The sequence below is a fragment of the Halalkalibacter nanhaiisediminis genome (assembly GCF_007830185.1).
GTDB classification, from domain to species: Bacteria; Bacillota; Bacilli; order Bacillales; family Bacillaceae_D; genus Halalkalibacter; species Halalkalibacter nanhaiisediminis.
In genome coordinates this window covers 1-26,714 of the sequence record NZ_VLKZ01000007.1, presented here as the reverse complement: position 1 = coordinate 26,714, position 26,714 = coordinate 1, and the positions used below count along the sequence as shown (strand labels likewise).

The following is a 26,714-nucleotide window of genomic DNA, read 5'->3' as shown; positions in this document are numbered from 1 at the left end:
AATCATCCTTTACTCTTGTTTTTGCTCAAGTTTAGCAACTTCACTTTTAATAATGGTTACCACCTGCTGTTCAACCATCTCTTTAGCTTGTCGAATCGCATGAAATACAGCTGTTGCATCGGATGAACCATGAGCCTTTATCACAGGAGCTTTTAAACCATATAGGCCTGCTCCACCGTATTCAGAATAACTTAACGTATTCTTAATTTCTTTGAAGCTAGACTTCAACACTCCAGCAGCTAGTTTATTAATAAATGAGCTTGTTAATTCTTTTTTCAACAAAGAAAACAAAGTTCCTGCCGTTCCTTCGATTGTTTTTAAAACTAAATTTCCAGCAAAACCATCACAAACGACAACATCTGCTACACCATTTAATAAATCACGCGCTTCGACATTTCCAACAAAATGAAAACCCGCAGCTTCAAGAAGTGGAAATGCATTCTTTGTCAGTTCATTTCCCTTTCCACTCTCGGTTCCTACATTTAATAAGCCGATACGAGGCTTATTCACACCGCGAACCATTTCCATGTATGTTTTACCAATGATCGCATATTGAAGTAACTGTTCAGGCTTAGCGTCCATATTTGCCCCTACATCAAGCAATAAAAAGCCGTTTCCATCAAGTGTAGGTAGCATCGGCGAAAGAGCTGGGCGATCGATCCCTTTTATTCGACCAACATATAGCAAACCAGCTGTCATCAATGCTCCTGTATTACCAGATGAAATCGTTGCATCAGCACGCCCCTCTTTCACTTCACGAACGGCAAGAACCATTGATGAATCTTTCTTCCTACGAACAGCTGTCGTTGGTTGATCCGTGTCTTCAATTTTTTCCGTCGTATGTAAAATCGTTATTCGAGTAGAATCAGTAAGATATTTTTGAATCTCTTCTTCATCTCCAACCAGAGTAATCTCTATGTCAGGAAATGATTGAATTGCCTTTTGGGCAGCTTCAACTTGGGCTTTTGGGGCATTGTCGCCTCCCATTGCATCAATGGATAATCTCATTTTTGTTCTCCCCTTTTTGGCTCTCGATCATTTGAACGGTACATCACAAATTCACCTGAAAACACAAGTTCATGATCTACATAGCTTAACACATTCACTTTTGTAAGGGCTAAATCAATGTCAACTACTTGTGCTTTCGCAATGACTCTTTCACCAGCTTGTACTTGTCTAGTGAAACGAATCGTTGCTTTGGCTGTTAAAGCTAATTGATCGTCAATAATCGCAACAGCTAGCGAATTGGCTTGTGCAAATAAATGATGCCCACGGGCGATGCCACTTCGAGAAAATACATGTTCATTTTTGACATCTAAAATAGAAATTGCTCTTTCATCCAACTGGAGGTCAACAATTTCACCGATGACTTCTTCAGGCGAGAGTGCCTTCACATCATCAAGCTGTTGCTTGGCAACATCCTTAATTCGCTCCCGTAATTCTGGAATCGCTAGCTCCATTCGATCAAGACGAATCGTTTGTATACTAACAGCAAATTGATCTGCGAGCGCTTCATCTGTCATAAAGGGGTTCGCTTCTAATGTCTGTTTAAGTAGCTCTTGGCGTTCTTTCTTTTTTCGTTTCAAGGCATGCACCTTCCACTTATTTATATGACTAGGTACTAAGAGTAGTATATAGTTGCTTATGCTTGATTTCAATAGTTAATCCAGTTTTTGCCCATCTAATATTCCTTGTTCGTGGATATACTCCCTTAAATCAGCATAACGTTGTTCAGACCAAAAGGCACTTGAATTTACTAGCTTCACAGCATCTTGACGAGCTACTTCTAAAGCGCGGTAATCATGAACGACATCCGCCACTTTAAAGTCGGGCAAGCCACTCTGTTTCGTTCCAAAGAAATCACCCGAACCACGCAATTCTAAATCTCTCTCAGAAAGAACAAAGCCATCATTGGTTTCAGTCATAATTCTCATTCGTTCTTTCCCTACTTCAGATTTAGGATCAGCTAGCAAAATGCAATATGACTGGGCATCGCCACGACCGACCCGTCCTCTTAATTGATGGAGCTGGGCAAGGCCAAAGCGCTCTGCATCATAAATCACCATCACCGTTGCATTTGGTACGTTAACCCCTACTTCAACAACTGTAGTCGAAACGAGAATTTGCGATTCATTCTTACTAAAAGCTTCCATTACAGCTTCTTTTTCTGCAGATGGGAGGCGGCCATGCATCAGACCAACCTGCCACTTTCCTTGAAAATGCTGTTGTAAGATCATATGAACATCGATTGCATTTTGAACGTCAAGCTTCTCTGATTCTTCAATTAACGGACAAATGATATAAGCTTGACGTCCAGCTTGCAATTCTTTATTGATAAAATCAAGCACTCGCTCAAACATATCAGGCTTTGCCCAGTACGTTTCAATGACTTTTCGACCAGCTGGCATTTCATCAATAATCGACACATCCATATCACCGAACACAGAAATCGCAAGTGTTCTTGGAATTGGCGTTGCCGTCATAAAAAGCACGTCAGGATTTTCTCCCTTGTCTCGCAATACTCGTCGTTGCTCAACACCAAAACGATGCTGTTCATCCGTAATGACCAAACCGAGGTTATGGAAAATCACATCATCTTGAATCAAGGCATGCGTTCCAACAACGAGAGAGAGTTCACCCACTCTTAATGCTTCTAAACGTTCCTTTCTCTTTTTCCCTTTAACAGAACCTGATAATAATTCAACGCGAATACCAAGTGGTTCGAAAAATGATTGTAAAGATTGTACATGTTGCTCTGCAAGGATTTCAGTGGGAACCATGAGAGCCGCCTGAAAACCAGCTTTAATCACAACATACATACAAATAGCCGCTACAACCGTCTTCCCAGAGCCTACATCCCCTTGCAGAAGACGATTCATACGGTAAGGAGAACGTAGATCAGCCATCACTTCATTAACAACACGCTCTTGTGCACCAGTTAGCGGAAATGGCAATTGCTGAATAAATGAGCTAACATCCTCGTATGAAATCAAAAGAGATCGCCCTTTTGCATTTTCGCGATTTGCTTTTCTAAAAGCTTGCATTTTTAATTGGAATAGCAAAAATTCTTCATAAACCATTCGTCTTCGCGCATGCTTCATCGATTCCGCGTTAGGAGGAAAATGCAGACGATGTACCGCTTCTCCTTTTGTAGGAAGCTTATAAGCTTCTAAAAGTTCAGTAGGAACAATATCTGGAATATGTGTACCAAACTGCTTGATTGCTTGAAAGACGTATTTACGTAGCGATTTCGTTGTCAACTTACCCGCTACAGAATAAACGGGTACAATCGTTTGCTCTCTCTCTTCTCGCCCTTGGCGACATTCGCTTCCTGTAATCGTCATCCGATGCTGGTCCCACTTACCGGTTATCGTTAATTCAGATCCAACAACGATTTGATTTTTTAAAAAAGCACGATTAAAGAAGGTAACAGTGATAAGGATTTGGTTAACAAGAAACCGAAATGAAAGACGGTTTTTCTTCTTTCCGAAATAACGGATGGACGGTTCACTTTGAACAGTTCCTACAACAGTTACTCGCTCTTCATGCCCGACTTCATGTAAGTCTTTTAACTTATAATCTTCATAGCGAAACGGAAAATGCTCCAAAAGTTCACCAACGGTTGTAATACGGAGCCCTTGTAATTGTTTTGCGGTCTCTTCCCCGATTCCATTCACAGACGTAACTGGTTGTTTCATGATCTCATTCATTTCAGCCAACTCGGCCAATCATGATTGCAACTATTACATTTGTTAGTCTTTATCTGTTTATTAATTGAATCAATACGATAACTGCGCTGCTTCATTATAGATGACCTCCCCCACTCTAAGTAGACAAAAATATTCCTACCCCATTTTAGAAAAGGCAGGAATATTTTTTCCGTTTTCAAGCTTTAGCCATGGCAATGGCGATGGTACCAGGCCCCACATGCGCACCAATAACAGCACCAATAGATGTGATCACGTCCGACTGTACATCGAACTCTTCTTTAAGTCTCTTACACATTTCCATTGCTAAAGTCTCATTGACAGCATGAAAAATGCCTAAGTGGATAGGCGAAGTCCCATACTGGTCTTTTAGCAATTCAATCATACGATTCAGTGCTTTCTTTTGTCCTCTAGCTTTTTCATGAGAATACACTTCACCTTCAGCAGATAAAGAAAGAATAGGCTTAATCTTTAGCATCGTTCCTAGTAGAGCTGATGCCTTTCCGATTCGGCCATTTTTTTGAAGGAAATCGAGTGTATCAACCATAAAAAAGACATTTGTATCATCAAGTAATTCTTCTAATCGTGCTAAACAAGCGTCGAGCGACTTGCCCTCATTTGCTAATTTTGCTACTTCTACGACAATGATACCAATCGCATAAGATGCACGCTTTGAATCAATGACATGAATCACATTCTCTTCATCAATGGCTTGCTTTGCAATCGTGGCAGATTGAAAAGTGCCACTTAACTTTGAAGATAAATGAATGGAGATAATCGTACTATCTTCATCAAGCAACGAGCGATACACTTCCTCGAATTGATGAGGAGTGGGCTGTGAAGTTGATGGGATAATACCCGACTGTTCAACCTTTTTATAAAATTGATCTGCCGTTAAGCTAACTCCATCCTCATAAGATTCTTCATCTGAAAAAGTAACATTTAGAGGGACGACTGTAATACCCAATTCCTCCACTAAAGAAGCTGGAATATCAGCGGTACTGTCTGTTACAATTTTAATTTTCGTCACTCTACTCCACACCCCTTTCTGATTCTTGCCTTACTCAACTGAAATAATATAAGAGTAAAGAGGTTGGTTACCCTTATGGACATCCACTTCTAACTCAGGATATTCTTCTTCCAAGAAATCAACTAGCTGCTCTGTTGAATCGTCTGATGCATCCTCACCTTGAAGTAAAGTGACGATTTCGCTGTCTTCATCTAGCATTTTTACAATAAGTTCTTTTGTCACTGAAAGAATATCAGCTCCAGAGCTAACAATTTTCTTTTCAGCAATGCCCATAAAGTCATCTTTTTTAATTATAATGCCATCAATAGTTGTATCACGTACAGCATATGTTACCTGTCCAGATTTCACAGCAGTCATCGCCTCTGTCATTGTATCTGCATTGTTTACCAACTCTTCAGTCGGATTAAACGCAAGCAATGCTGCAAGCCCTTGTGGAACCGTTTTAGACGGAACAACAACCGCATTCTCACCTACAACTTGAGCCGCTTGTTCAGCTGCCATGATGATATTACCATTATTAGGTAAAATGATCACGTGTTTGGCATGAACTTCTTCAATTGCTTTCACAATATCTTCTGTGCTCGGATTCATCGTTTGACCACCAGAAATGACAACTCCAGCTCCTAGTCCTTTAAACAGCTCTGCTATGCCTTCACCCATTGATACCGTTACGATACCAAATTCGCTTTTTTCTTTAACTGTCAGCTCACCAGCCTGTTCATAAACAGCTTTCGTTTCTTCCAGTAAATGAGTATGCTGCTGGCGCATGTTCTCAATTTTGATATTGATTAATTCACCAAAACGTTGGGCTTTTGTCAGTACTTCACCTGGTTGTTCAGCGTGTATATGTACCTTAAGAAGATCCTCATCTGAAACGACCAGTAAAGAATCACCAAGAGCACTTAACTCTTGTCTAAAGCTACCTTCATCAAACGGGTTCTTAGCCGTCTTCGCTTCCTCAAAACGAACCATCACTTCTGTACAGAAGCCAAATTCAATATCTTCCGTTGCCATATGGCTTTGTACATTATGGTGCTCGACTTTCACCAGATCTTCCATTGAAGGTAGATCCTCTACATCATCCGATAATTCTTCGCCTTTTAACACAGCAAGAAAACCCTCGTATATATAGACGAGTCCCTGTCCACCAGAATCCACTACTCCAACTTCTTTTAAAACAGGTAATAAGTTAGGTGTACGCTTCAGTGAGGCCTTTGCTTCTTTTAAGGTTTCATCCATAACATAAATAAGATCATCATGCTTTTTAGCCGTTTTTAGAGCGTGTTTGGCTGCTTCCTTAGCAACCGTTAAAATTGTCCCCTCAACAGGCTTCATGACGGCCTTATAAGCCGTCTCGACACCATGGTCAAGTGCTTTGGCAAAGTCGACTGTACTAATTGACGATTTCCCTTCTACCTGCTTTGAGAATCCTCTGAAAAGCTGAGATAAGATAACACCTGAATTCCCTCTTGCTCCCATCAGTAAACCTTTTGCAAAAGCGGCAGCAACCTTACTTGCATCATCCTGTATATTCTGCTTTACTTCCTTCACACCTGAAGTAATAGATAAGTTCATGTTTGTTCCTGTATCACCATCTGGTACTGGGAACACATTTAACGAATCGACGACTTTTACGTACCTTGACAGATTCGATGCCCCCTCAACAAACATTTGAGCGAGCATCTTACCTTCTAGTTGTTTTATTGCCACAAACTTTTCCTCCTAACTACCTACTTACGGGTTTGTAACGCGGACGCCTTGAACAAAGATGTTCACGGAATCAACATCAAGACCCAACATTTGTTCTAATTGATACTTTACTTTGGTTTGCACATTATAAGCTACTTCAGAAATTTTTGTTCCATAGCTTACGATAATATACATGTCGATATGAATCTGCTCTTCGTCTTCACGAATGACAACTCCACGACGAAAGTTTTCTCTTCCAAGTAGGTCGGTTAAGCCATCTTTAATTTGTTTCTGAGATGCCATACCGATAATTCCATAACAATCAATTGCTGCTCCACCCGCAATCGTTGCAACAACATCTTTAGAGACATCAACAACACCAAGTTGTGTTTTCATTTCAATTGACATTCCCATTCCTCCCTTTCAAAGCCTAAACTTCATACATTAACGCCATTTTACTATACTATACCCGAATTTAAAAGCGGTTTTGAGCTTTGCGCTTGACATTGCACTGTCAAGCAAGATTACTTGATAAACTTCCCTCCAACCTATTGCAATCTTAAATGTGCTATGCTACTATATTTAAGTATGATTTCGAGAGTAATCGTATTGTATTGTGGATAAGGAGGTGCACATAATGGCACGTAAATGTTATATTACAGGTAAACAAGCTCGTAGCGGCAACAAGCGTTCTCACGCACTGAATAAAACGAAGCGCCGTTGGGGTGTAAACGTTCAAAAGGTACGTATTTTAGTAGACGGTAAGCCAAAACGTGTTTATGTATCTACTCGAGCACTTAAGTCTGGTAAAGTGGAACGCGTGTAAAGTGTTCTCTTTCAGCATGATAACAAAAAAGCACCACTTTGGTGCTTTTTTGTTTACCCTTTTTTAAATGAGTTCAGTACTGCCCTGACAACCCCACCTAAAAACTTAGGCAGCTTAATCGTGTAGAATTTCATAGCTCCTCCTCCTCAACGTGAATAGCCATGGGGATAATGGTCAAAAATTCCTCACGCCCAAAGGACGTGAATGTCGTTGTTCAACCCTCGATATGTCCAATCTAAATCACGACATGGATAGCGACTAATGCTCTTTTAACTAATATATGCAAATACAATAAACTATTCCTGTTTTTTCAGGTGTTTATTCAATCACATATCGCGCTAAAATATGATCCTTGTCTCTCTATCCATATGCTTATGCCTTACACCTCAATATATGTCTCCTCAAAAAATTATGTTCATCAGTTTAAAAGACAAAAAAAGAAGCCGTCCATAATGGTTCGACCCCCAATATAACTACCAATTCTTTTTTATATGAATTCACTGTTCTAAACACGAAGTGATGAAATCGCCTTTGTCCGATCCTTTTGATTATAAATTGCTGATCCAGCAACGAGTACATTGGCACCTGCAGCAATACATCTTCTCGCTGTCTCAGAATTTATCCCACCATCAACTTCTATCTCAATATTTAAATTGCTACTCCGAACAAGTGCAGCAACTCTTTCAATTTTCGGTAAAACAGACTCAATAAAAACTTGTCCTCCGAATCCTGGGTTAACAGTCATCAGCAAGACTAAATCGACATCTGCTAAAATGGGCTCAATCATCTCAACAGGAGTTGCTGGATTAAGAACAATTCCAGCCTTTACGCCCTGCTCTTTAATCAGATGGATTGTTCGGTGTAGGTGAGGACATGCTTCAACATGAACAGAAATAATATCTGCTCCCGCTTTTGCAAATTGTGGAATGTACACATCTGGGTTTTCAATCATCAAATGGACATCTAAAGGCAGCTTCGTTACAGGTCGAAGCGCTTCTACAACGAGTGGACCAATTGTTAAATTAGGAACAAAATGACCGTCCATCACGTCAACATGAATGTAATCAGCTCCCGCCCTCTCCACATCTTTGACATCCTCTCCAAGTTTCGAAAAGTTAGCGGACAAAATCGATGGTGCAATCTTAATCATCGATCATACCTCCGTTTTTGATTTTTTATCTCTTCTAAAAATTGCTCGTAGTGTTCAAATCTTCCATGATTAATTTCACCCTCATCTAACGCTTGTTTCACTGCACATCCAGGTTCAGAAGTGTGTGTACAAACTCTAAACTTGCAAGCAGAAGCTTTCTCTGCCATTTCTGGGAAATAATCAGATAAGTCCTCAGCTTCTATATTGATAAAATCAAGCGAGCTAAAGCCTGGTGTATCAGCCACAAGTCCGTCTGAAATTTTTAATAATTCGACATGTCTTGTCGTATGCTTTCCTCTTCCAAGATGAGTAGAAATTTCATTTGTTTCAATTGCAAGGTCTGGTTTCAAATGGTTTAATAATGAAGATTTTCCAACCCCTGATTGTCCAGCAACAACGCTAACTTTCCCGGCCAAGTAAGGAATCAAATGATCGATCCCGTCGTCGTCGTCGATCGTTGACGTCAATAAGACTGCATACCCAACTTTTTCGTATAGTTGTTTATATTCTTCAATCTCTTTACGTGACACTTCATCTAAGAGATCAATTTTACTAATGATAATAATCGGAACGATCTCATTTGCTTCAATATGAACAAGAAAACGGTCTAGAAGTAACGTACTAAAATCTGGTTCTTGGGCAGAAAAAACGAGAATGGCTTGATCGACATTTGCAATGGGAGGACGAATGAGTTCATTTTTTCGTTTAAACACATCTAATATATATCCATCTGTACGATTTTCTGCTTCAAATTCTACGTGATCGCCAACGAGAGGCTTAATTTGACGCTTACGAAAATTACCTCGGCCTCGACATTGAAACAAGCCTTCTTCATTATGAACATAATAAAAACCACTTAACGCTTTTACAATCATTCCAGTTGCCATTCATTACCTCCTAGCTTTTGACAAGATTTTTTAAGTACTTCATTATTTTAGATGAATGGAAGCCAACTCATCAACCAGCCAAATTACGATCCTTATGAGGAGTCTAATTCCTTGCGGTTTTAAGCCAGCTTCTTAGAAAGTGTACAAACACCTTGGTCAGCCACGACAAGTGCAGACAGCCCCCCGTCTATATGTTACCAGCCAGGTTAGGAGGCCGGGGCCCCATGGAGGATGAGACAACCTCGAGCGGTTAGACTACTTACGCTAAACATCCTCGTATTTTATACTTTCTTATCTTTCATACGTATAAGTATTTGAGTTATGTGCAAGTTCTCCGTTCACATACACCTCAAAAGATCCACCTTGAGAAGGGCTAACACGTAATGGCACTGTGTATTCCTTCGTTTCATTAATTGTCTCTTCGACTATGACCCTGTCTTCGCCATTTGTATTAGCATCCCTGTAAACAATACGTACATCGTAAGTTCTACCTGCAGCACGATCTTCCTCTTCAACAACGATTTGTTGATTCACTTCATATAGTCGAGTTGGTTCCTCTTCAGGTGGAGGTGGAGCAGGTGCCGGCGCTGGTCTCTCAGGTTCGCGCTGAGGCTCTGGTCCATTTGAGATGATGATATTGACCTCATCACCTTTTTCCAGCATCGTGTAAGGTGGTGGAGATTGCCTAATTACCTTTCCTTTTTCCACTGTTTGAGAATGTTCAGAATTAAAACGACCAACTAGCTCAACTTCATTTAAATAGGATCGCACTGAATCCTCGACTTCTCCTTCAAGATTACGAAGACGTATCTGTGATTGAATACTATACGTTAAATAAATAGTCGTTTCTTCAGCTACGACCATTGTTCCTTCTTCAGGATTTTGGGAAAGGACAATTCCTGGTGACTGATCATTTGTTTCTCTTGGGATACGCTCAACTGTGTAGTTCAAGTCATTAAGAAGAGTCTCAGCTCGGTCAATCGGTAGTCCGACATAATTATCTAGTTCGACTTCTTCGACTCCAGTACTGACATATAGTGTGACAGTAGCATTTTCTTTCACCATTGAACCAGCTTGTGGATTTTGACGAACGATGTGATCCTGAGGAATCGTATCACTCTCAATTTCTTCACGCTCTACGATCAACTTTAAGGATGTTAATTCGTCTTGTGCCTCTTCAAAGGACATTTCAACGACACTCGGAACCTCTACCTCATCAACACGAAATAAGTTAGGTAAAAGAGCAAATGCTGCAACAAAAGATCCAAAGAAAAGAACCAACGTAATAATAATGATCATCAGCCATTTCTTTCGTTTACCTTTTTTCTTATTAGCAGCCATTGATTCTTGTACGTCCTGCACCACGGCTGGTTCCATAGGTGCAGGAGGAGGTGGAATTTCAACCGTTTTTTCAAGATCCTTTTGATCTGGTATATCACGAATAATAGGGATTGCTTTTGTCGCTTCATCATCATTATCCTCAATAAAAGAAGGTTCATTTAGACGTTCTGGACTTAATGCCGTCGCAAGATCTTCTTCCATTTCTAGAACATTTTCATAACGCTTTAATGGGTCTTTGATCGTAGCTTTCCGAATAATGTTCTCAATGCTTTGTGGTAACGAGGGAACCTTCTCCCTAGCTGACGGAACATCATTTTGTAAATGTTTTATCGCAATAGATACAGCAGTATCACCCGAAAATGGCAAGACACCTGTCACCATCTCATACAATACAATCCCAAGCGAATAAATATCAGACTTGTAAGTAACATGGCCTCCTCGCGCTTGCTCAGGTGATAAATAATGAACGGACCCCATAATAGAGTTTGTATGAGTAATCGTAGCTGAGGAAATCGCTCTTGCAATCCCAAAGTCTGTTACTTTTAAAACACCATCGTGACTTATAAGAATATTATGAGGTTTAATGTCGCGATGAATTAATTGATTAGCATGAGCATGGGCAATAGCTGCAAGCATCTGTTCCATGTAATCCACCGCTTCTTCAACCGGAAGCGGACCACGGGACTGAATCAATTCTTTCAGCGTTTGTCCTTCAACGTACTCCATTACAATATAATACGTATTCCCCTCTTCTCCAACGTCGTAAATATTTACGACGTTGGGATGCGCAAGACTTGTTGCAGCTTGAGCTTCCCTGCGGAAACGTTTAATAAATTGCTCATCCTCAGAAAATTGAGGTTGTAACACTTTAACAGCGACATGACGATCGAGAATTACATCGAGCGCTTTATAGACATTCGCCATCCCACCGCCACCGATAGTCTCAATGATTTGATAGCGACCACTAATACGTTGACCGATCATGTGTGACTCCCCAATTCAGAGCGACTAGGATAAGAGACTAATGCAACTGTAATGTTATCTTCTCCACCACGCTCATTTGCAAGGTCAATGCATTTTTTAGCAATATCGTCTAACGACTCATCACTGTAAACAAATTCATTTAATTCATCAATAGACACTTTATTCGTTAGTCCATCTGAACAAAGTAAAATAATCTGTTCTCCTTCAGCTAAAAGAGTCGTGATGTCGATTTTCGTCTCTGCTTCTGTGCCAAGCGCCCGCATAAGCACATTTTTTCTTGGATGATGTTCCGCTTCTTCTTCCGTAATTTGCCCAGTACGTACGAGTTCCTGGACAAGAGAGTGATCTGTTGTTTTCTGATGAAAGCCAAATTCATTACGAATATAAGCACGACTATCGCCGATATGAGCAATGGACACAAAATCTTCTGTGCAAAGAGCTACGACAAGAGTGGTACCCATACCTTGACACTCAGCATTTTGCTTTGCATGAGTATAAAGTCTAGTATTGAGTTGCTCAAAATGACCTTTCAACCAATTTTCAGCTTCAACAACAGACGATATATGAAGATCTTCTCCCCATATCGTCCGAAAATAATCCGTCGCCATTGCGCTAGCTACATCTCCAGCACGATGTCCGCCCATTCCGTCAGCAACTAGCGCAAGAACACCAGTCTGATTTTTAAAAACACCACCACTGTCTTCGTTATGTGACCGAACACGTCCTACAGCTGTCCTAAATGTAAACTCCATCGACCAATCACCTCGTCTCTTCTTTTCGCTCCTTCGCACGAAGCTGTCCACAAGCAGCATCAATATCATGACCTTGCTCACGACGAATTGTCACATTAATTCCACGTTTCTTCAATGTTTTCTCAAAAGCAAAAATTTGATCTCTAGGTGTTCGGACATAATCACGCTCAGGTACATAGTTAACTGGAATCAGATTCACATGACATTTAATATCTTTGATCAAATCCGCAAGCTCTTCTGCGTGCTCAACTTGATCATTCACTCCACCAAATAGACCATACTCAAATGTCACACGTCGACCAGTCGTTTCAATATAATAACGAATCGATTCCATTAATTTTGGAAGTGGCCAAGCACGGTTAACTGGCATAAGTCTACTTCTAATTTCAGTGTTTGGTGCATGTAGTGAAATGGCAAAATTAATTTGCAGCTTTTCATCAGCAAATTGATAAATTTTAGGCACAACACCGCTTGTAGAAACAGTAATGTGGCGCGCACCAATATTTAAGCCTTTATCATGATTAATCGTCTTTAAAAACGGTACAAGTTCTTCATAATTATCGAACGGTTCACCAATACCCATGACAACGACAGAACTGACACGTTCATCCATTTCATCCATCACACGTTGAGATTCTAAAACTTGAGCAACAATTTCGCCAGCTTCTAGGTTTCGTTTCAATCCACCTAAAGTAGAAGCACAGAACGTACAGCCTAAGCGACAACCAACTTGAGTTGTTACACAAACACTGTTGCCGTATTCATGACGCATTACAACCGTTTCAATTGTATATCCATCATGCAACTCAAATAGAAACTTAACCGTTCCGTCCGATGATGTTTGTTGAGCTGCAATCTTTAGAGTTGTTAACGCAAATGAATTTTCGAGTTTTTCACGTAAATCCTTTGCTAAATTTGACATTTGATCAAATTTTGTTACACGTTTTTTATAGAGCCATTCAAAAATTTGTCCAGTACGGAATTTCGGCTCTCCATTTTCTTGTAACCACTGTTGTAATTCATCAAATTGTAAGGAGTAAATCGAACGAAGCTGGTTCGTCTCTGGCCGTTTTACTGCCGTTTTTAATTGTTCCATCAATGACACACCTTTCGTTCATTTTATTTTTTTCTTAAACTAGCAATGAAAAATCCATCTGTTTGAAAATCTTGCGGTAAAATGGTTACCATACCTGTTTGATAACGCCCTGATTGCACAAGCTTTTCTGGGAGCCTCTCCTCTAGTGTAGAATCTAGTTCAAAATCTTCATGGTTAGTAAGAAATGCTCTAACACTTTCTTCGTTTTCTTCTTTATCTACAGTACATGTACTATAAGTAAGAGTCCCTCCTGATTTTACAAAAGGTGCAACAGCATCCAAAATATCCTGTTGAATTACGTGGATTGCCTGTATATCCTGTTCGCTCTTCGTCCATTTTATATCAGGCTTTCTACGAATGACACCAAATCCGCTACAAGGAGCGTCTATTAGAACACGGTCAAATTGTAGACCGTGTAATCGTTGATCAATCTTTCTAGCATCAAGCGCCTCGGCTTGAATGCTCTTTAAGTTTAATCTTTCAGCTTGCTGTCTAATCAGCTTCACCTTATGTTCATGCAAATCAAATGACAAAACCGTGCCTTCATCGTTCATTTGCTCTGCCAAATGCGTTGATTTTCCACCAGGAGCAGCACATGCATCGATCACACTCATTCCAGGTTGCACATTAACAGCTCGTCCAACTAGCATTGAGCTCTCATCTTGAGCTGTGACATATCCCTGATTATATGCACGCGTTTCAAAGACATTCCCTTTTTCAATTACAATTGCATCTGGAGAAAGCTCACCTCGTTTGACAATTAGCCCTTCCTCAGATAAACGTTCAATCGCTTCTGTGACCGTTCCCTTTACACGGTTAACACGAACCGTAACAGATGGGGGTGTCAAACTTGTTTCACACATTGCTTTTGTTTCTTCTAAACCATATTGTTCAACCCAACGTTCGACAAGCCATAGTGGAAAACTCGTTTCAAGAGCAAATCTTTTCGTCTCATCTTTTACTTGATCAAATGTCGGCAATCCTTGTCGTAAAATCGATCTTAAAACACCGTTAACCATTCCACTGATGCCCTTATGACCTTTTTTCTTAGCAATTTGCACCGCTTCATGGACGATAGCTCGGTCTGGCACACGATCTAGGTAGACAATTTGATAGACGGATAATCTTAATAGGATCTTTACCCAAACGTCAAGTGAGGACACTCCTTTTTTAATAAAAGGCTGTAAATAAAAGTCAAGTGTATCTCTTCGTTGAATCGTTCCATAAACCATTTCGGTTAGTAATCCAACATCACGCTGATCAAGCTTCGATCGTTTGACGGTTTGATTTAGCAATAAATTACTGTAGGCTTGGTTTTTCTCAATTTGAAGAAGCATATCTAACGCTACTTCACGTATCGGTTTACTCATGTCATTCTCCTAGCTTCATTCCTTGTGATAAATGAGCACCAGCACCCCTAATAAAGGACTCTGCTGTCATTCTTTTCTTACCAGATGGCTGCAAGTCGGTGATTTTTAACGAAACATCACTTCCCGTGCTAACGACAATACCATCATCTTCAATTCTCTCTATCGTTCCAGGGCTTAGCGTTTTCTTCGCTGCTACCTTAATAGCCCACCATACCTTTAAAGGCTTATTTTCAAGTGTAGTGTAGGCTACTGGCCATGGATGCAATCCACGAATCTGATTATACAACTCTTCCCCACTGCGATTCCAATTAAGAAGCTCCATATCACGACTAATATTTTTAGCGAAAGTCACCTCTGATTCCTCTTGTTTGACTGGTGATATCTCCCCTTTTAACAAAGCAGGAAGCGTTTCAATTAACAGCTTAGCACCGGCTTCGCTTAACTTATCATGCACAGAACCAACATGATCCTCTTCCTCAATTTCTACCTTCACTTGAGAAATCATATCCCCTGCATCTAGTTTTTCCACCATATACATAATGGTCACACCTGAATATTTTTCTCCATCAATAATCGCTTGATGAATTGGTGCACCACCTCGGTACTTTGGTAAAAGGGAAGCATGAACATTCACGCAGCCAAACGTTGGTGCCTCTAAAAGTTCCTTAGGTAAGATTTGTCCATAAGCAGCCGTTACAATTAGATCTGGTTTATACGAAAGAACTTGTTCAAGCTGCTCTTTCTCGCGTATTTTTTCAGGCTGCAACACATCAATACCGTGCTTTTCCGCCTCTACCTTAACGGGAGGAGGCGTGAGCACTTTTTTTCTACCGACTGGCCGATCTGGTTGCGTGACAACAGCTACTATCTCATAATTAGCCTCTATTAATGATCTCAGAACAGGTACTGAAAAATCAGGTGTACCCATAAATATTATTCTCATGTTGTTTTCCTACCTTTCTAACCACAAACCTATTATCTACTCACTATGAAAAAAGGTAAGGGTGTAAATCAATTGATACTTGAAGTTGCCCTTGATTGATTTCACGAATAAAATGCTGTTGAATTTCTCTCAATGTTTGTCTCAGCTCTGGTTCATTTCTGTATTTTATCATGCATTGATAGCGATATCTATCTTTTATCCGCGCAAGAGGTGAGGCGACTGGTCCAAGTACAATTGTTGCTTCCGAAAGTTCTCTTTTTAAAAATGCCACAATCTTCTCAGACACAGTAATCACCTTTGTAATTTCTGGATGAGAAATATTAATGAGAACCATAAACACATATGGTGGATAAAGACCTGCCTTTCGATGCGTCATTTCCATTTGAAAAAAGGGTTCATATTCATGGGTCTTAACAAGCTCGATACTGTAATGATCAGGCGTATAAGATTGAATAATGACCTCACCCTCTAAGTCATGTCGACCAGCACGGCCACTCACTTGCTCCATCAACTGAAAGGTTCTCTCAGCTGAACGAAAATCAGGAATGTGTAGCATTGAATCAGCTGCAAGAACACCGACGAGTGTAATTTTTGGAAAATCTAAACCTTTGGCAATCATTTGCGTGCCTAGTAAGATATCAGCCTCTCCGCGTCCAAACGCTGACAAAAGCTTTTCATGCGCACCTTTCCTTCTTGTCGTGTCGATATCCATTCGAATCACTCTCGCCTGCGGTAACACTCGGGCTAACTCTTCTTCCACTTTTTGCGTTCCTGACCCAAAGAACCTAATATGCTCACTTCCGCATGAATCGCACGTTTCTGGCATTTTTTCCTCATGGCCGCAATAATGACATTTAAGCGCATGATGGCTTCGGTGATACGTTAATGAAATATCACAATGTTCACACGTAGCAACATACCCGCAGTCTCGACACATGACAAAAGTTGAATACCCTCTTCTATTTAAAAAGAGGACACTTTGTTCGCCTTTTTCGACACGATCTTTCAATTTTTCAAATAATGTCATAGAAAACATTGAGCGGTTGCCTTGACGTAGCTCCTCTCTCATATCAACTACTTCGACGTGCGGCATCGCTCGGTTGTGCACTCTTTCTGTCAATGGTAAAAGATGATAGACATCCTTTTTAGCTCGCGCATATGATTCTAAAGATGGTGTCGCACTCCCTAAAATAACTGGGCTTTGATGAAACTCTCCGCGGAAAATCGCAACATCCTTTGCATGATAACGAGGATTTTCCTCCTGCTTGTAGCTTGTTTCATGCTCTTCATCAATAATAATAATCCCAATATTTGTGAAAGGGGCAAAGATCGCTGAACGAGCCCCTACTACTACTTGAACTTCCTTACGTTTAATTTTCCGCCACTCATCATATTTCTCGCCCATTGAAAGCCCTGAATGAAGGACAGCCACTTTCGATCCAAACCGTCCCTTAAACCGTTGCACCATTTGCGGGGTAAGCGCTATTTCTGGTACGAGAACAATTGCTTCTCGTCCTTGTTTCAAAGCATGATCAATGGCTTGCAAATACACTTCTGTTTTTCCACTACCTGTTACACCATGAAGGAGAAATGTTTTGTGTGACTTTTGATCAAGAGAGTCGAGTATTGGACTTATCACGTTTTGTTGCTTCTCTGTTAGCTTTAACGGCTCGGTTCTTGCAAACTCGATCCCCGCTAAAGGATCACGGTATACCTCTTGTTCAAATTCTTCCAAAAATCCTTTTTTGATTAACGTCGTCACTGTCTGTCTTGTCGTTTGCATGTCCTTTAATAGTACCGAAACAGAAATAGGTTTATCTACATTTTGTACGTAGCGAAGAAGTTCATGCTGTTTGACTGCTCTTGCTGGTATTTCTTCAAGTGATGGTTGATTTTCATTAAGCCGAATATAGCGCTCGGTCTTTGTTTTCCCTTTTTCCTCGACTTGATAATGAACTTCTAACAACCCTGCTTTTATCGCTTGAGAAACATCTTTCACTTTTGACTTATCTTGCTTCATTAGTTCGGACCACTCAATCCGATCATTTTGTTCAAAATAAACTTGAAGAGCTGACGGGAGGTGGTCTCTTTTTGCGAGTAGGACGACCTCTTTTTTCACCTTCGTTCTTAGAGCAGCTGGTACCATTAATTGATAAGCAGATAATTTAAAACAAAGCGTATGTTCAGCAAGCCAATCTCCAATCGCAAGTAATTCATCCGTCAAAACAGGTAATACATCGAGTACATCTTGAATTGGTTTTGTTTTTGCATGAGAGGATTCAGCAACAACTTCTACGACAAACCCTTGAATTTGACGAGGTCCAAATGGAACAACAACACGCATACCTGGTTGGATTACTCCATCCCATTCAGCAGGGATTTCGTAATCAAACGTACGATCCGTTTGCGAGCTCGGAACATCGACTATTACTTTTGCGATCATAGAACGTCACGCCTTTGTGCATAGGAGATAATATCATCTAAAATACGATAAGCCACCTCATCCTTTGAAAGCATTGGGTACTCTTTTTTTGTCCCATCACTCGCAATGGTCATAATAATATTCGTATCACTTTTAAATCCTGCACCTTCTTGTAAAATATTGTTCGCCACAATCAAATCTAGATTTTTCGATTCGAGTTTATTACGCGCATACATTTCAACCTGTTCTGATTCAGCGGCAAAACCAACAAGAAGTTGAGAGGATTTCTGCTCACCAAGCGTCTTTAAAATATCCATCGTTCTTTCCATCTCTATCGACCACTCACCTGGCTGCTTTTTTCGCTTTTGATCAAACGTTTCTTTTGGACGGTAATCAGCAACAGCTGCCGCTTTAATGACAATGTCAGCTTGATCAAAATGATTCATCACAGCTTCATACATCTCCTCTGCCGATTCCACGTTTACCACTTTTACACCAGCTGGTGGAGTTAAGCTTGTCGGACCTGAGATGAGAGTAACTTGCCCGCCATACTCTTTCACTGCTTGCGCAAGGGCATACCCCATTTTCCCCGAAGAATGGTTCGTGAAAAAACGAACAGGGTCTATCCGTTCCTGAGTTGGTCCTGCAGTAATGACTACCTTCTTACCTGTAAGACGTCCCGTATCTTGTTGAAAGTGCTTATGAAGGATTTTTAGCAAATCCTCAGGTTCAGCCATTCTCCCTTTTCCAGTCCAGCCACAAGCAAGATACCCTTCACCTCCATCAATGACGATATATCCATCTTCTTTTAAAGTCATAATATTGCGTTGAACCACAGGCTTTGCGTACATGTTTACATTCATGGCAGGTGCAAGATAAATTGGCGCAGTTGTAGCAAGCAATGTCGTTGTTAACATATCGTCACTTATGCCATGAGCAAGCTTTGCAATCACATTTGCCGTAGCAGGCGCGACTAAGACAACATCTGCCCAATCTGCTACATCGATATGAGCAATTTTCGTTGGATCGGGTTCAGTGAATGTATCCTCATAAACAGATTGACGCGAAAGTGCTTGAAATGTAAGTGGTGTTACAAATTCCTTTGATGATTGTGTCATGATGACCTTCACATTTGCACCAGCTTGTACGAATTTACTCGTTAAGGCAGCTGCCTTAAATGCTGCAATTCCTCCACTAACTGCTAACAGAATATTTTTTCCTTTGACCATCGTCTCCCCCTACTTTCTCCTTATCCTTTTTACCAGTAAAAATTAGAAAAACTAGCTTACGGTGAAAGTCGTAGTCTTTTATCTAATTAGAAAACAAACATAAATGTTTCTCATTTCCGAATAGATAAAAGAAACAACCTATTTGAACAAATAGGTTGTCATCGCGTCTTATTCTTCCTCTTCTAATGGTGTAATTCTTTCGTACTTCAAATGGTTTCCAATGATTTCTTCAAGTGCAACCCCAACAGGTTTATGAGAAACAGGACGCTCGATCATTGGTCCACGATTTGTGTTTTCACGGATCTCACGTGCACGCTTTGAAGAAACCGTTACAAGTGTGTATTTTGAATCTAATTTCGTTAAAAGTGAGTCAATAGACGGATATAGCATTAGTCAACCTCCACTAATTCTTTGTATTTTTCAATCAGACGCTCACGCTTGCAATGTTCAGCTGTCACAATCGACTTAATTCGTTCAACAGCAAGATGAACCTGATCATTTTCAACAACATAATCATATTTTTTCATCATATCGATCTCTTCACGAGCAACTGTCATTCTTTTATTAATAACGTCTTCCGTTTCTGTTCCTCTTCCGACAATTCGATTTCTAAGCTCCGCTAAGCTCGGTGGCATTAGAAAAATAAAAACTCCTTCAGGGAAACGTTCTCTTACCTTTAGTGCACCTTGTACTTCAATCTCAAGAATAATATCTTGTCCCTTGTCTATCGTTTCCCTTACATAATCAACTGGAGTACCGTAATAATTTCCTACGTATTCCGCCCACTCTAACAATTGATCTTGTTCAATCATTTTTTCAAACTGCTCTCTCGTTTTGAAAAAATAATTGACACCATCAACTTCCCCTTGACGAGGTAAACGCGTTGTAGCCGACACTGAATATTGAATATCCGTCTCTTCTTGACGTAACGACGCACATACCGTTCCCTTACCGACACCAGCAGGTCCCGATAATACTAATAATAGACCTTTCTCTTTCTTCATGGAAACCTCCTACACAATCGTGAAACATAAAGTAAACATTTTTACGTTAAAGGACTTAATCATATTGTCTATTAAACAGTTTCTCTTAACGTCATCTTCATGAGCCACTCATCCCTATTATCAAACAGAATGAAAACATTCATGCTTATGTATCCTATCAAAAGTAAAGCTAACGTACAATCAATTTATGCTTCATCGGTACCTTCATCTTTCGTCGTTAAACGCTGGGCAACTGTTTCTGGTTGCACCGCACTTAAAATGACATGGTCACTATCTGCAATAATAACAGCTCGAGTACGTCTGCCGTACGTTGCATCAATAAGCATATTGCGATCTCTTGCATCTTGAATAATTCGTTTAATTGGTGCTGACTCTGGACTTACAATAGAAATAATTCGGTTTGCAGAAACAATATTTCCAAAACCGATGTTAATTAACTTAATGTTCATTCTATATACCCCCACTTGAGGAGAGCAGCATCACTCTCAACATTGTTATCCAAACTAATCTAACTATATACGAAAATTCGTTCGAATTCTAGTTTCTATTCTATATTTTGAACTTGTTCTTTTAATTTCTCAATAAAGCCCTTCATTTCTACGACTTGCTGCCTTATTGACATCGCAGTTGCTTTTGACCCTATTGTATTTGCTTCGCGGTTCATTTCTTGCACAACAAAATCAAGTCGTCTTCCAACTGCCTCGTCTGTGTAACAGTAATGCTCAAATTGCTTAATATGAGCGCGCAAACGGACAAGCTCTTCACTTATATCAGCCTTATCAGCAAATAAGCCAATTTCCGTCAATAACCTCGATTCGTCAACCTCTACTTCATTTAAATAATCCCGAAGCCTTGTTTCGATTTTCTCACGATATTGTTCGATGATTAATGGCGCTAATATTTCGACTTGATCACAGCATTTGCCTAGATCCTTTAACGAATTTTGCATATCTATAAGTAAATACTGCCCTTCTTTCTCTCTCATTTGATTGAATGAATCGATCGCTTGTGTAAGTGCAAGAAAAATAGTTTCTTCCTCGTCGATCCACTGTTCATTCCCAGCTTTTTCTACAACTGCAATATCACTATGTATGAGTAAAGCATTTACATCAAGAGATGATGTTAATTTTTGACCCATGGCATTTTCAATTGTTTTAACAGCTTCTATGTATTGCTCCAGCAGTTCGATATCCACTCTCAGTTTTCGTGGTGTTTTTAATTGATCTTCTATTTTTACAAAGACATCGATTTTGCCTCTTGCTACATGCTTTTTAATTTCCTTACGTATCGAATCTTCGATCGTTAACAATGAGTGAGGCAAACGAATTTGACATTCATGAAAACGCTGATTCACTGCTTTGATTTCTATCGATAATGTTCCTAAACGAGCTTTCACGACCGCAGAACCATAACCTGTCATACTTTTCATTATTATCACATCCACATCCTATTTTACCGAAAAGCAAGGAGACCAACAAGGGAAAAAGCAGATAAGGAATGAAAAACAAGCCTGTAGATACAGGATTATGTTCTAACAGGCTTGTTTCGCGAATCTTTTTAGCTTGATTGAATAGAACCTTCATTCTACTTCCTTTTAAATAACTGGAAACCACCAAGAACAACAGTTGGAATCGAAGCCATTCCAAGCACTAGCAACCATTCACGTCCATCTAAAGCGACTGTATGGAAAATGGTTTGAAGTGGTGGATAGTAAATAACAGCCAGCATAAGCAGCGTCGAAATCAAGACAGCTACAACTAAATAGCGATTTTCAAATGGATTACGATGATACACTGAGTACTCGCTACGACAATCAAATACATGTATAAGTTGGGCCATAACAAGTGTAACAAATGCCACCGTTTGAGCTCGTATTAATTCATCTGGATGAGCTTGCAATGTCAACCAGAATACAGCTAGTGTGACAGCTCCAATCATAAAACCACGACTAATGATTTTCCATGTTAGGCCTCGAGCAAAAACGCCTTCATCCGGACTTCGTGGCTCCCTCTTCATCACATCTCCTTCAGCTTGATCCATTCCAAGAGCCATAGCAGGTAAACCATCTGTAACAAGATTGATCCAAAGAATTTGTATCGCGACTAACGGTAATGGCATGCCAAGCATCATCGCAAAGAGCATCACAAGTATTTCCCCAACATTTGAAGCGAGCATGTAACGAATGAATTTACGAATATTCTCATAAATATTACGCCCTTCTTTAATAGCCGCTTTAATGGTTGAAAAATTATCATCGCTCAAAATAAGTGATGATGCTTCTTTTGCTACGTCAGTTCCTGTGATACCCATTGCAATTCCAATATTGGCAGCTTTTATGGCTGGGGCATCATTGACCCCATCACCTGTCATCGCAACGATATGTCCTTTTGCTTGAAGTGCTTTGACAATTTTCAATTTATGTTCTGGAGACACCCTCGCATAAACATACACATCATCAACCACTTCTTCTAACTCTGCCACACTCCATCTCGATAGTGTCTGTCCATCAAGAACTTTTCCTCCTTTAGGAAGAATGCCCAGTTGGGTCGCAATCGCTGCTGCTGTTCGTTTATGATCTCCTGTAATCATCACTGTCTTGATCCCAGCTTGACGGCATTCTGATATGGCATCCTTCACTTCTGGACGAGGAGGATCGATCATTCCTTGTAAGCCGATGAATGTTAAATTACGTTCTGCTTCAAATGCTTGTGTGCAAGTCTCTCTCGCTCCAAGTGGACGATACGCAATTGCAATCGTGCGTAAGGCTTGACTTGCTAAGTGATCAACAACCGCTTCAACCTCCGCCTTTCGATCTGATGACAAAGCTTGCTCATGTCCTCCATAAGTGATATTCATACATTGACTTAATATCACATCTGGAGCACCTTTTGTAATGATATAAGAACGTCCTTGTCTATCTTTGACAACGACAGACATCATCTTTCTTGCTGAATCAAATGGAAATTCTTTTACTCTTGTAAAATATTGATCAAGTGATTGCTTTGTGTATCCAGCCTTCATTGCACTAACAACGAGCGCTCCTTCTGTTGGATCCCCATCCATCACATATTCAGTTACTGATTTCCTAAGCATTCCTTGCTTACTCGTTTTTTCTTGAATATTTGCGTTATTACAAAGCCAGCCGTAACTAAGTAATTGTTGAAGGTTTCGATTTTTACTAGGATCAAATGACTTTCCATCTAAAGAAAATACCCCTTTCGGTTCATACCCTCCACCTGAGACCTTCCACTGTTTACCGCCCGTCCAAATATGAGTAACAGTCATCTTATTTTGAGTAAGGGTACCCGTTTTATCTGAACATATGACAGAAGCACACCCAAGTGTTTCAACGGCAGGAAGCTTTCGAACGATCGCCTTACGCTTAATCATTCGCTGGACACCAAGAGCAAGAGCAACCGTTACAATCGCTGGTAAACCTTCAGGAATCGCTGCAACAGCTAAGGAAACACCTGCTAGTACCATCGTGTAGAGATCATGTCCTTGAACCACGCCAGTTAGGACAACCAATGCGGTTAATACTAATGCAACAGTAATAAGAATTTTACCCAATTGCTCTAGCTTACGTTGTAGCGGCGTAACGAGAGTTGTCGTCGATTGCAAAAGATGAGCGATTTTCCCCATTTCAGTGTGCATGCCCGTTGCAATGACAATCCCTACTCCACTTCCTTGTGTAACAAGTGTCCCCATAAACGCCATATTAAGCTGATCACCAATTTCGATTTGTCCACTAGTTAATGGATGTTCATGCTTATGAACAGGAACAGATTCACCCGTTAAAGAGGATTCTTCGATTCGTAATCCGCTTGTCTCAATCAGGCGCAGATCAGCTCCAATTCTGTCTCCACTCGATACTTTAATAATATCCCCTGGCACAATTTGCGAAGAGAGAACTTTTTTCCATTCTCCATCACGAAGAACATTCATCTGCGGGGCTGAAAGTTCTTTGAGTGCCTCAAGCGACTTTTCGGCTTTTCGTTCTTGAACAAAACCAAGTATTCCATTTAATAAGATAATAATCATAATTGTCAATGCGTCAATGTATTCACCGAGTATTCCTGATATGAAGGTCGCCGCCAATAAGATAAGCACCATAAAATCTTTAAACTGACCAAGAAAAACAAATAAGGCAGATGGAGGTTTTCCTTGGTCAAGCTTGTTCGCCCCGTATGATTTTAAGCGCTTTTCCACCTCTTTTTGAGATAATCCCTTTTCTTTGTTCGTTGCAGCAGATTTTGTAACCTCAGTTTCGCTTAACTGATACCAATTCATCACGACACCCCACATACTTTTCTCATTTCTATTTCCAAGAAGGCTTAACAATCGCTTATACAAGCCATCTTATTCAGTCAAATAAGAAAACATGCTATACTCATGTAAGCAAATCATGAGGTGGTATACATCTCATAGTAAGGAAAGGGTGAACAAGCCATGTCATTTGATGGATTTATGACACGGGCGATGACAAACGAGCTAGCACATTTGTTAACGTCAGGAAGAATATCAAAGATTTATCAACCATATAAAACCGAGCTTATCTTCACGATTCGAGCAAATGGAAAGAACCATCAGCTTCTACTTTCAGCTAATGCTAACTTTGCTCGAATCCATTTAACGAATGAAAAATATGACAATCCAGCTGTCCCACCTATGTTTTGTATGTTACTACGCAAGCATTTAGAAGGCAGCCTGATCGAAAAAATTGAACAGCTTGAAATGGAGCGAATTATTGTCTTTCATGTCCGCAGTAAAGATGAACTGGGAGATGAAACGTACAAAAAGCTTTATATTGAAATTATGGGTCGTCATAGTAACATTAGTCTCGTCGATCATGAAAGTGGCAACATTTTAGACAGTATCAAGCATGTCAGCCTTTCACAAAGCAGTTATCGTTCCGTGTTGCCAGGGCAACCGTATAAACTGCCTCCCGAACAAAAAAAAGCCGATCCTTTTGAGCTTGATGCAGACCAGTTACTTAGAAGACTTGATTTTAACGCTGGGAAAATCGATCGGCAGCTTGTCGAACAAATTGCTGGTCTTTCACCACAATTAGCAAAAGAAATCGTCTTTCGTGCTGGAGCTGTTGTGAACCGTACGAGTCTTCCAACTGCCTTTTTAGACGTTATGTCTTTATTCAAACAGCACAAGTATGAACCAGAAATGATCACAAGCGGTGGGAAAGAATTCTTTACCATTCTCCCGTTAACACATCTAACTGGTGAGCGTAGATCTTTTACAAGTTTGAGCGAATTGCTCGATCGGTTTTACTACGGAAAGGCTGAGCGTGACCGTGTAAAGCAGCAGGCACATGATTTAGAGCGTTTCTTAAGCAACGAGCTACAAAAAAATAAGAAAAAAATTAAAAAGCTTGAAAGAACACTTATTCATGCTGATCAAGCAAAAGAGTTTCAAAAACTAGGAGAACTTTTAACAGCTAACCTTTATAACATCAAACGAGGAGACAAACAAATTGAAGTAATTGATTATTACGATGAAAGTGGTGGAACAGTTGTCATTCCTCTAGACCCTCAGAAAACACCTTCTGATAATGCACAAGCTTACTTTAAACGATACAACAAAGCGAAAAATTCAGTCGAAGTGGTTGAAGAGCAAATTAAAAAAGCAAATGAAGAAATCGAGTATTTCGATCAATTGATTCAACAAACAGAAAGTGCAGCACCTAGAGATATCGAGGAAATTCGCGAAGAGTTAATTGAAGAAGGCTACTTAAGACGTCGTCAGAAGTTAAAAAAACCAAAGAAAGACATCAAACCAGTGCTTGAGCAGTATATGTCTTCAAGCGGTATTGATTTTTTCGTGGGTAAAAATAATAAGCAAAATGACTATGTCACAAATAAATTTGCTAGACAAGATGAGATTTGGCTACATACAAAGGACATTCCTGGCTCACATGTTGTGATTCGTAGCACAGAACCAGATGAGCAAACCTTACTAGAAGCAGCGACTGTGGCAGCATATTTCAGTAAAGCAAGGCAGTCTAGCTCTGTTCCTGTCGACTATACAAAGGTTCGTCATGTGAAGAAGCCAAATGGTTCAAAGCCTGGCTTTGTCATTTATGATCAGCAAACAACCATTTTCGTCACACCAAATGAAGACTTAGTTCGTTCACTTCGAAAATAAAAAATAAAAGTTCAGACTGTAGCTATCATGTGAACTGCCCCCTGTCAAGTAGACAGTGGAAATAATAAAAAGGATCTAAGCGGCTTTAGCTCTATATTCCATAGGGCTAAGGCCGTTTAATCGTT

At 40.1% G+C, this 26,714-nt stretch carries 23 protein-coding genes; 2 read left to right on the top strand and 21 right to left on the bottom strand.

The genetic code is table 11. The features are described 5' to 3' along the window. Positions 1 to 9 precede the first annotated feature (9 nt). From plsX to IQ10_RS12970, 6 genes are all read right to left on the bottom strand, one after another. Positions 10 to 1,008, bottom strand: a complete 999-nt coding sequence (gene plsX / locus IQ10_RS12995; protein ID WP_144450925.1) for a phosphate acyltransferase PlsX — start codon at positions 1,006 to 1,008, stop codon at positions 10 to 12. Continuing rightward, positions 1,005 to 1,586, bottom strand: a complete 582-nt coding sequence (gene fapR, locus IQ10_RS12990) for a transcription factor FapR (protein ID WP_144450924.1) — start codon at positions 1,584 to 1,586, stop codon at positions 1,005 to 1,007. The genes plsX and fapR overlap by 4 nt, the downstream gene beginning before the upstream one ends. Before the next feature lie 75 nt (positions 1,587 to 1,661). Further along, positions 1,662 to 3,710, bottom strand: coding sequence for an ATP-dependent DNA helicase RecG (recG, locus tag IQ10_RS12985; protein WP_144450923.1), 2,049 nt, complete (start codon positions 3,708 to 3,710; stop codon positions 1,662 to 1,664). A 175-nt stretch (positions 3,711 to 3,885) separates the two neighbouring features. Further along, the gene (locus IQ10_RS12980; RefSeq protein ID WP_144450922.1) at positions 3,886 to 4,737 is read right to left on the bottom strand and encodes a DegV family protein; all 852 of its coding nucleotides are present in this window, start codon (positions 4,735 to 4,737) and stop codon (positions 3,886 to 3,888) included. A gap of 30 nt (positions 4,738 to 4,767) precedes the next feature. Further along, complete coding sequence (locus IQ10_RS12975) at positions 4,768 to 6,447, bottom strand: DAK2 domain-containing protein (RefSeq protein ID WP_144450921.1); 1,680 nt, start codon at positions 6,445 to 6,447, stop codon at positions 4,768 to 4,770. Positions 6,448 to 6,471: 24 nt separating this feature from the next. Continuing rightward, on the bottom strand, positions 6,472 to 6,834 hold the full coding sequence (locus tag IQ10_RS12970; protein WP_144450920.1) for an Asp23/Gls24 family envelope stress response protein: 363 nt from the start codon (positions 6,832 to 6,834) through the stop codon (positions 6,472 to 6,474). 229 nt (positions 6,835 to 7,063) lie between these two features. On the opposite strand from IQ10_RS12970, the gene rpmB reads away from it, so the two are divergent. Then, positions 7,064 to 7,252 (top strand): 50S ribosomal protein L28, encoded by a 189-nt coding sequence (gene rpmB, locus IQ10_RS12965; protein ID WP_144450919.1) that lies wholly within the window; start codon positions 7,064 to 7,066, stop codon positions 7,250 to 7,252. 53 nt (positions 7,253 to 7,305) lie between these two features. Here rpmB and spoVM read toward each other — a convergent pair whose 3' ends face one another. The 15 genes from spoVM to IQ10_RS12890 form a co-directional block, all read right to left on the bottom strand. Continuing rightward, complete coding sequence (spoVM, locus tag IQ10_RS12960) at positions 7,306 to 7,386, bottom strand: stage V sporulation protein SpoVM (RefSeq protein WP_010898652.1); 81 nt, start codon at positions 7,384 to 7,386, stop codon at positions 7,306 to 7,308. A 371-nt stretch (positions 7,387 to 7,757) separates the two neighbouring features. Then, positions 7,758 to 8,402 carry a ribulose-phosphate 3-epimerase gene (gene rpe / locus IQ10_RS12955; protein WP_144450918.1) on the bottom strand — a complete coding sequence of 215 codons (645 nt, stop codon included), beginning with the start codon at positions 8,400 to 8,402 and terminating at the stop codon, positions 7,758 to 7,760. Then, a complete protein-coding gene (rsgA, locus tag IQ10_RS12950; protein WP_144450917.1) occupies positions 8,399 to 9,289 on the bottom strand; it encodes a ribosome small subunit-dependent GTPase A in 891 nt (296 codons plus the stop codon). Before rsgA ends, rpe begins: the two co-directional genes overlap by 4 nt. A 291-nt stretch (positions 9,290 to 9,580) precedes the next feature. Beyond that, on the bottom strand, positions 9,581 to 11,614 hold the full coding sequence (pknB, locus tag IQ10_RS12945) for a Stk1 family PASTA domain-containing Ser/Thr kinase (protein ID WP_144450916.1): 2,034 nt from the start codon (positions 11,612 to 11,614) through the stop codon (positions 9,581 to 9,583). Then, positions 11,611 to 12,366, bottom strand: coding sequence for a Stp1/IreP family PP2C-type Ser/Thr phosphatase (locus tag IQ10_RS12940; protein WP_144450915.1), 756 nt, complete (start codon positions 12,364 to 12,366; stop codon positions 11,611 to 11,613). Before IQ10_RS12940 ends, pknB begins: the two co-directional genes overlap by 4 nt. Positions 12,367 to 12,373: 7 nt before the next feature. Further along, the gene (gene rlmN / locus IQ10_RS12935; protein WP_144450914.1) at positions 12,374 to 13,462 is read right to left on the bottom strand and encodes a dual-specificity RNA methyltransferase RlmN; all 1,089 of its coding nucleotides are present in this window, start codon (positions 13,460 to 13,462) and stop codon (positions 12,374 to 12,376) included. 23 nt (positions 13,463 to 13,485) lie between these two features. Then, on the bottom strand, positions 13,486 to 14,832 hold the full coding sequence (rsmB, locus tag IQ10_RS12930) for a 16S rRNA (cytosine(967)-C(5))-methyltransferase RsmB (RefSeq protein ID WP_144450913.1): 1,347 nt from the start codon (positions 14,830 to 14,832) through the stop codon (positions 13,486 to 13,488). Position 14,833: 1 nt separating this feature from the next. After that, positions 14,834 to 15,775, bottom strand: a complete 942-nt coding sequence (gene fmt, locus IQ10_RS12925; protein WP_144450912.1) for a methionyl-tRNA formyltransferase — start codon at positions 15,773 to 15,775, stop codon at positions 14,834 to 14,836. Positions 15,776 to 15,818: 43 nt separating this feature from the next. Beyond that, positions 15,819 to 18,218 (bottom strand): primosomal protein N', encoded by a 2,400-nt coding sequence (gene priA, locus IQ10_RS12920; RefSeq protein ID WP_144450911.1) that lies wholly within the window; start codon positions 18,216 to 18,218, stop codon positions 15,819 to 15,821. Then, positions 18,215 to 19,426 carry a bifunctional phosphopantothenoylcysteine decarboxylase/phosphopantothenate--cysteine ligase CoaBC gene (gene coaBC, locus IQ10_RS12915; protein WP_144450910.1) on the bottom strand — a complete coding sequence of 404 codons (1,212 nt, stop codon included), beginning with the start codon at positions 19,424 to 19,426 and terminating at the stop codon, positions 18,215 to 18,217. The genes priA and coaBC overlap by 4 nt, the downstream gene beginning before the upstream one ends. A gap of 168 nt (positions 19,427 to 19,594) precedes the next feature. Then, entirely contained in the window at positions 19,595 to 19,816 is a 222-nt protein-coding gene (gene rpoZ / locus IQ10_RS12910) for a DNA-directed RNA polymerase subunit omega (RefSeq protein ID WP_144450909.1), read from the bottom strand. Further along, entirely contained in the window at positions 19,816 to 20,430 is a 615-nt protein-coding gene (gene gmk / locus IQ10_RS12905; RefSeq protein WP_144450908.1) for a guanylate kinase, read from the bottom strand. The genes rpoZ and gmk overlap by 1 nt, the downstream gene beginning before the upstream one ends. A gap of 185 nt (positions 20,431 to 20,615) precedes the next feature. Then, complete coding sequence (gene remA, locus IQ10_RS12900) at positions 20,616 to 20,879, bottom strand: extracellular matrix/biofilm regulator RemA (RefSeq protein WP_144450907.1); 264 nt, start codon at positions 20,877 to 20,879, stop codon at positions 20,616 to 20,618. 95 nt (positions 20,880 to 20,974) lie between these two features. Next, positions 20,975 to 21,859 (bottom strand): YicC/YloC family endoribonuclease, encoded by an 885-nt coding sequence (locus tag IQ10_RS12895; RefSeq protein WP_144450906.1) that lies wholly within the window; start codon positions 21,857 to 21,859, stop codon positions 20,975 to 20,977. A gap of 155 nt (positions 21,860 to 22,014) precedes the next feature. Next, positions 22,015 to 24,720: a calcium-translocating P-type ATPase, SERCA-type gene (locus IQ10_RS12890; protein WP_144450905.1), complete on the bottom strand. Its 2,706-nt coding sequence runs from the start codon at positions 24,718 to 24,720 to the stop codon at positions 22,015 to 22,017. A gap of 159 nt (positions 24,721 to 24,879) precedes the next feature. Between IQ10_RS12890 and IQ10_RS12885 the strand changes: the two genes are divergently transcribed. Next, a complete protein-coding gene (locus tag IQ10_RS12885) occupies positions 24,880 to 26,589 on the top strand; it encodes an Rqc2 family fibronectin-binding protein (protein ID WP_144450904.1) in 1,710 nt (569 codons plus the stop codon). The last annotated feature ends 125 nt before the right edge of the window (positions 26,590 to 26,714 follow it).

Excerpts from the sequence above, each read along its gene's own strand:
- plsX (WP_144450925.1), bottom strand. The coding sequence starts at position 1,008 with ATGAGATTATCCATTGATGCAATGGGAGGCGACAATGCCCCAAAAGCC.
- recG (WP_144450923.1), bottom strand. The coding sequence starts at position 3,710 with ATGAATGAGATCATGAAACAACCAGTTACGTCTGTGAATGGAATCGGG.
- IQ10_RS12970 (WP_144450920.1), bottom strand. The coding sequence starts at position 6,834 with ATGTCAATTGAAATGAAAACACAACTTGGTGTTGTTGATGTCTCTAAA.
- rpmB (WP_144450919.1), top strand. The coding sequence starts at position 7,064 with ATGGCACGTAAATGTTATATTACAGGTAAACAAGCTCGTAGCGGCAAC.
- spoVM (WP_010898652.1), bottom strand. The coding sequence starts at position 7,386 with ATGAAATTCTACACGATTAAGCTGCCTAAGTTTTTAGGTGGGGTTGTC.
- rpe (WP_144450918.1), bottom strand. The coding sequence starts at position 8,402 with ATGATTAAGATTGCACCATCGATTTTGTCCGCTAACTTTTCGAAACTT.
- rsgA (WP_144450917.1), bottom strand. The coding sequence starts at position 9,289 with ATGGCAACTGGAATGATTGTAAAAGCGTTAAGTGGTTTTTATTATGTT.
- pknB (WP_144450916.1), bottom strand. The coding sequence starts at position 11,614 with ATGATCGGTCAACGTATTAGTGGTCGCTATCAAATCATTGAGACTATC.
- IQ10_RS12940 (WP_144450915.1), bottom strand. The coding sequence starts at position 12,366 with ATGGAGTTTACATTTAGGACAGCTGTAGGACGTGTTCGGTCACATAAC.
- rlmN (WP_144450914.1), bottom strand. The coding sequence starts at position 13,462 with ATGGAACAATTAAAAACGGCAGTAAAACGGCCAGAGACGAACCAGCTT.
- rsmB (WP_144450913.1), bottom strand. The coding sequence starts at position 14,832 with ATGAGTAAACCGATACGTGAAGTAGCGTTAGATATGCTTCTTCAAATT.
- fmt (WP_144450912.1), bottom strand. The coding sequence starts at position 15,775 with ATGAGAATAATATTTATGGGTACACCTGATTTTTCAGTACCTGTTCTG.
- priA (WP_144450911.1), bottom strand. The coding sequence starts at position 18,218 with ATGATCGCAAAAGTAATAGTCGATGTTCCGAGCTCGCAAACGGATCGT.
- coaBC (WP_144450910.1), bottom strand. The coding sequence starts at position 19,426 with ATGGTCAAAGGAAAAAATATTCTGTTAGCAGTTAGTGGAGGAATTGCA.
- rpoZ (WP_144450909.1), bottom strand. The coding sequence starts at position 19,816 with ATGCTATATCCGTCTATTGACTCACTTTTAACGAAATTAGATTCAAAA.
- gmk (WP_144450908.1), bottom strand. The coding sequence starts at position 20,430 with ATGAAGAAAGAGAAAGGTCTATTATTAGTATTATCGGGACCTGCTGGT.
- remA (WP_144450907.1), bottom strand. The coding sequence starts at position 20,879 with ATGAACATTAAGTTAATTAACATCGGTTTTGGAAATATTGTTTCTGCA.
- IQ10_RS12895 (WP_144450906.1), bottom strand. The coding sequence starts at position 21,859 with ATGAAAAGTATGACAGGTTATGGTTCTGCGGTCGTGAAAGCTCGTTTA.
- IQ10_RS12890 (WP_144450905.1), bottom strand. The coding sequence starts at position 24,720 with ATGAATTGGTATCAGTTAAGCGAAACTGAGGTTACAAAATCTGCTGCA.
- IQ10_RS12885 (WP_144450904.1), top strand. The coding sequence starts at position 24,880 with ATGTCATTTGATGGATTTATGACACGGGCGATGACAAACGAGCTAGCA.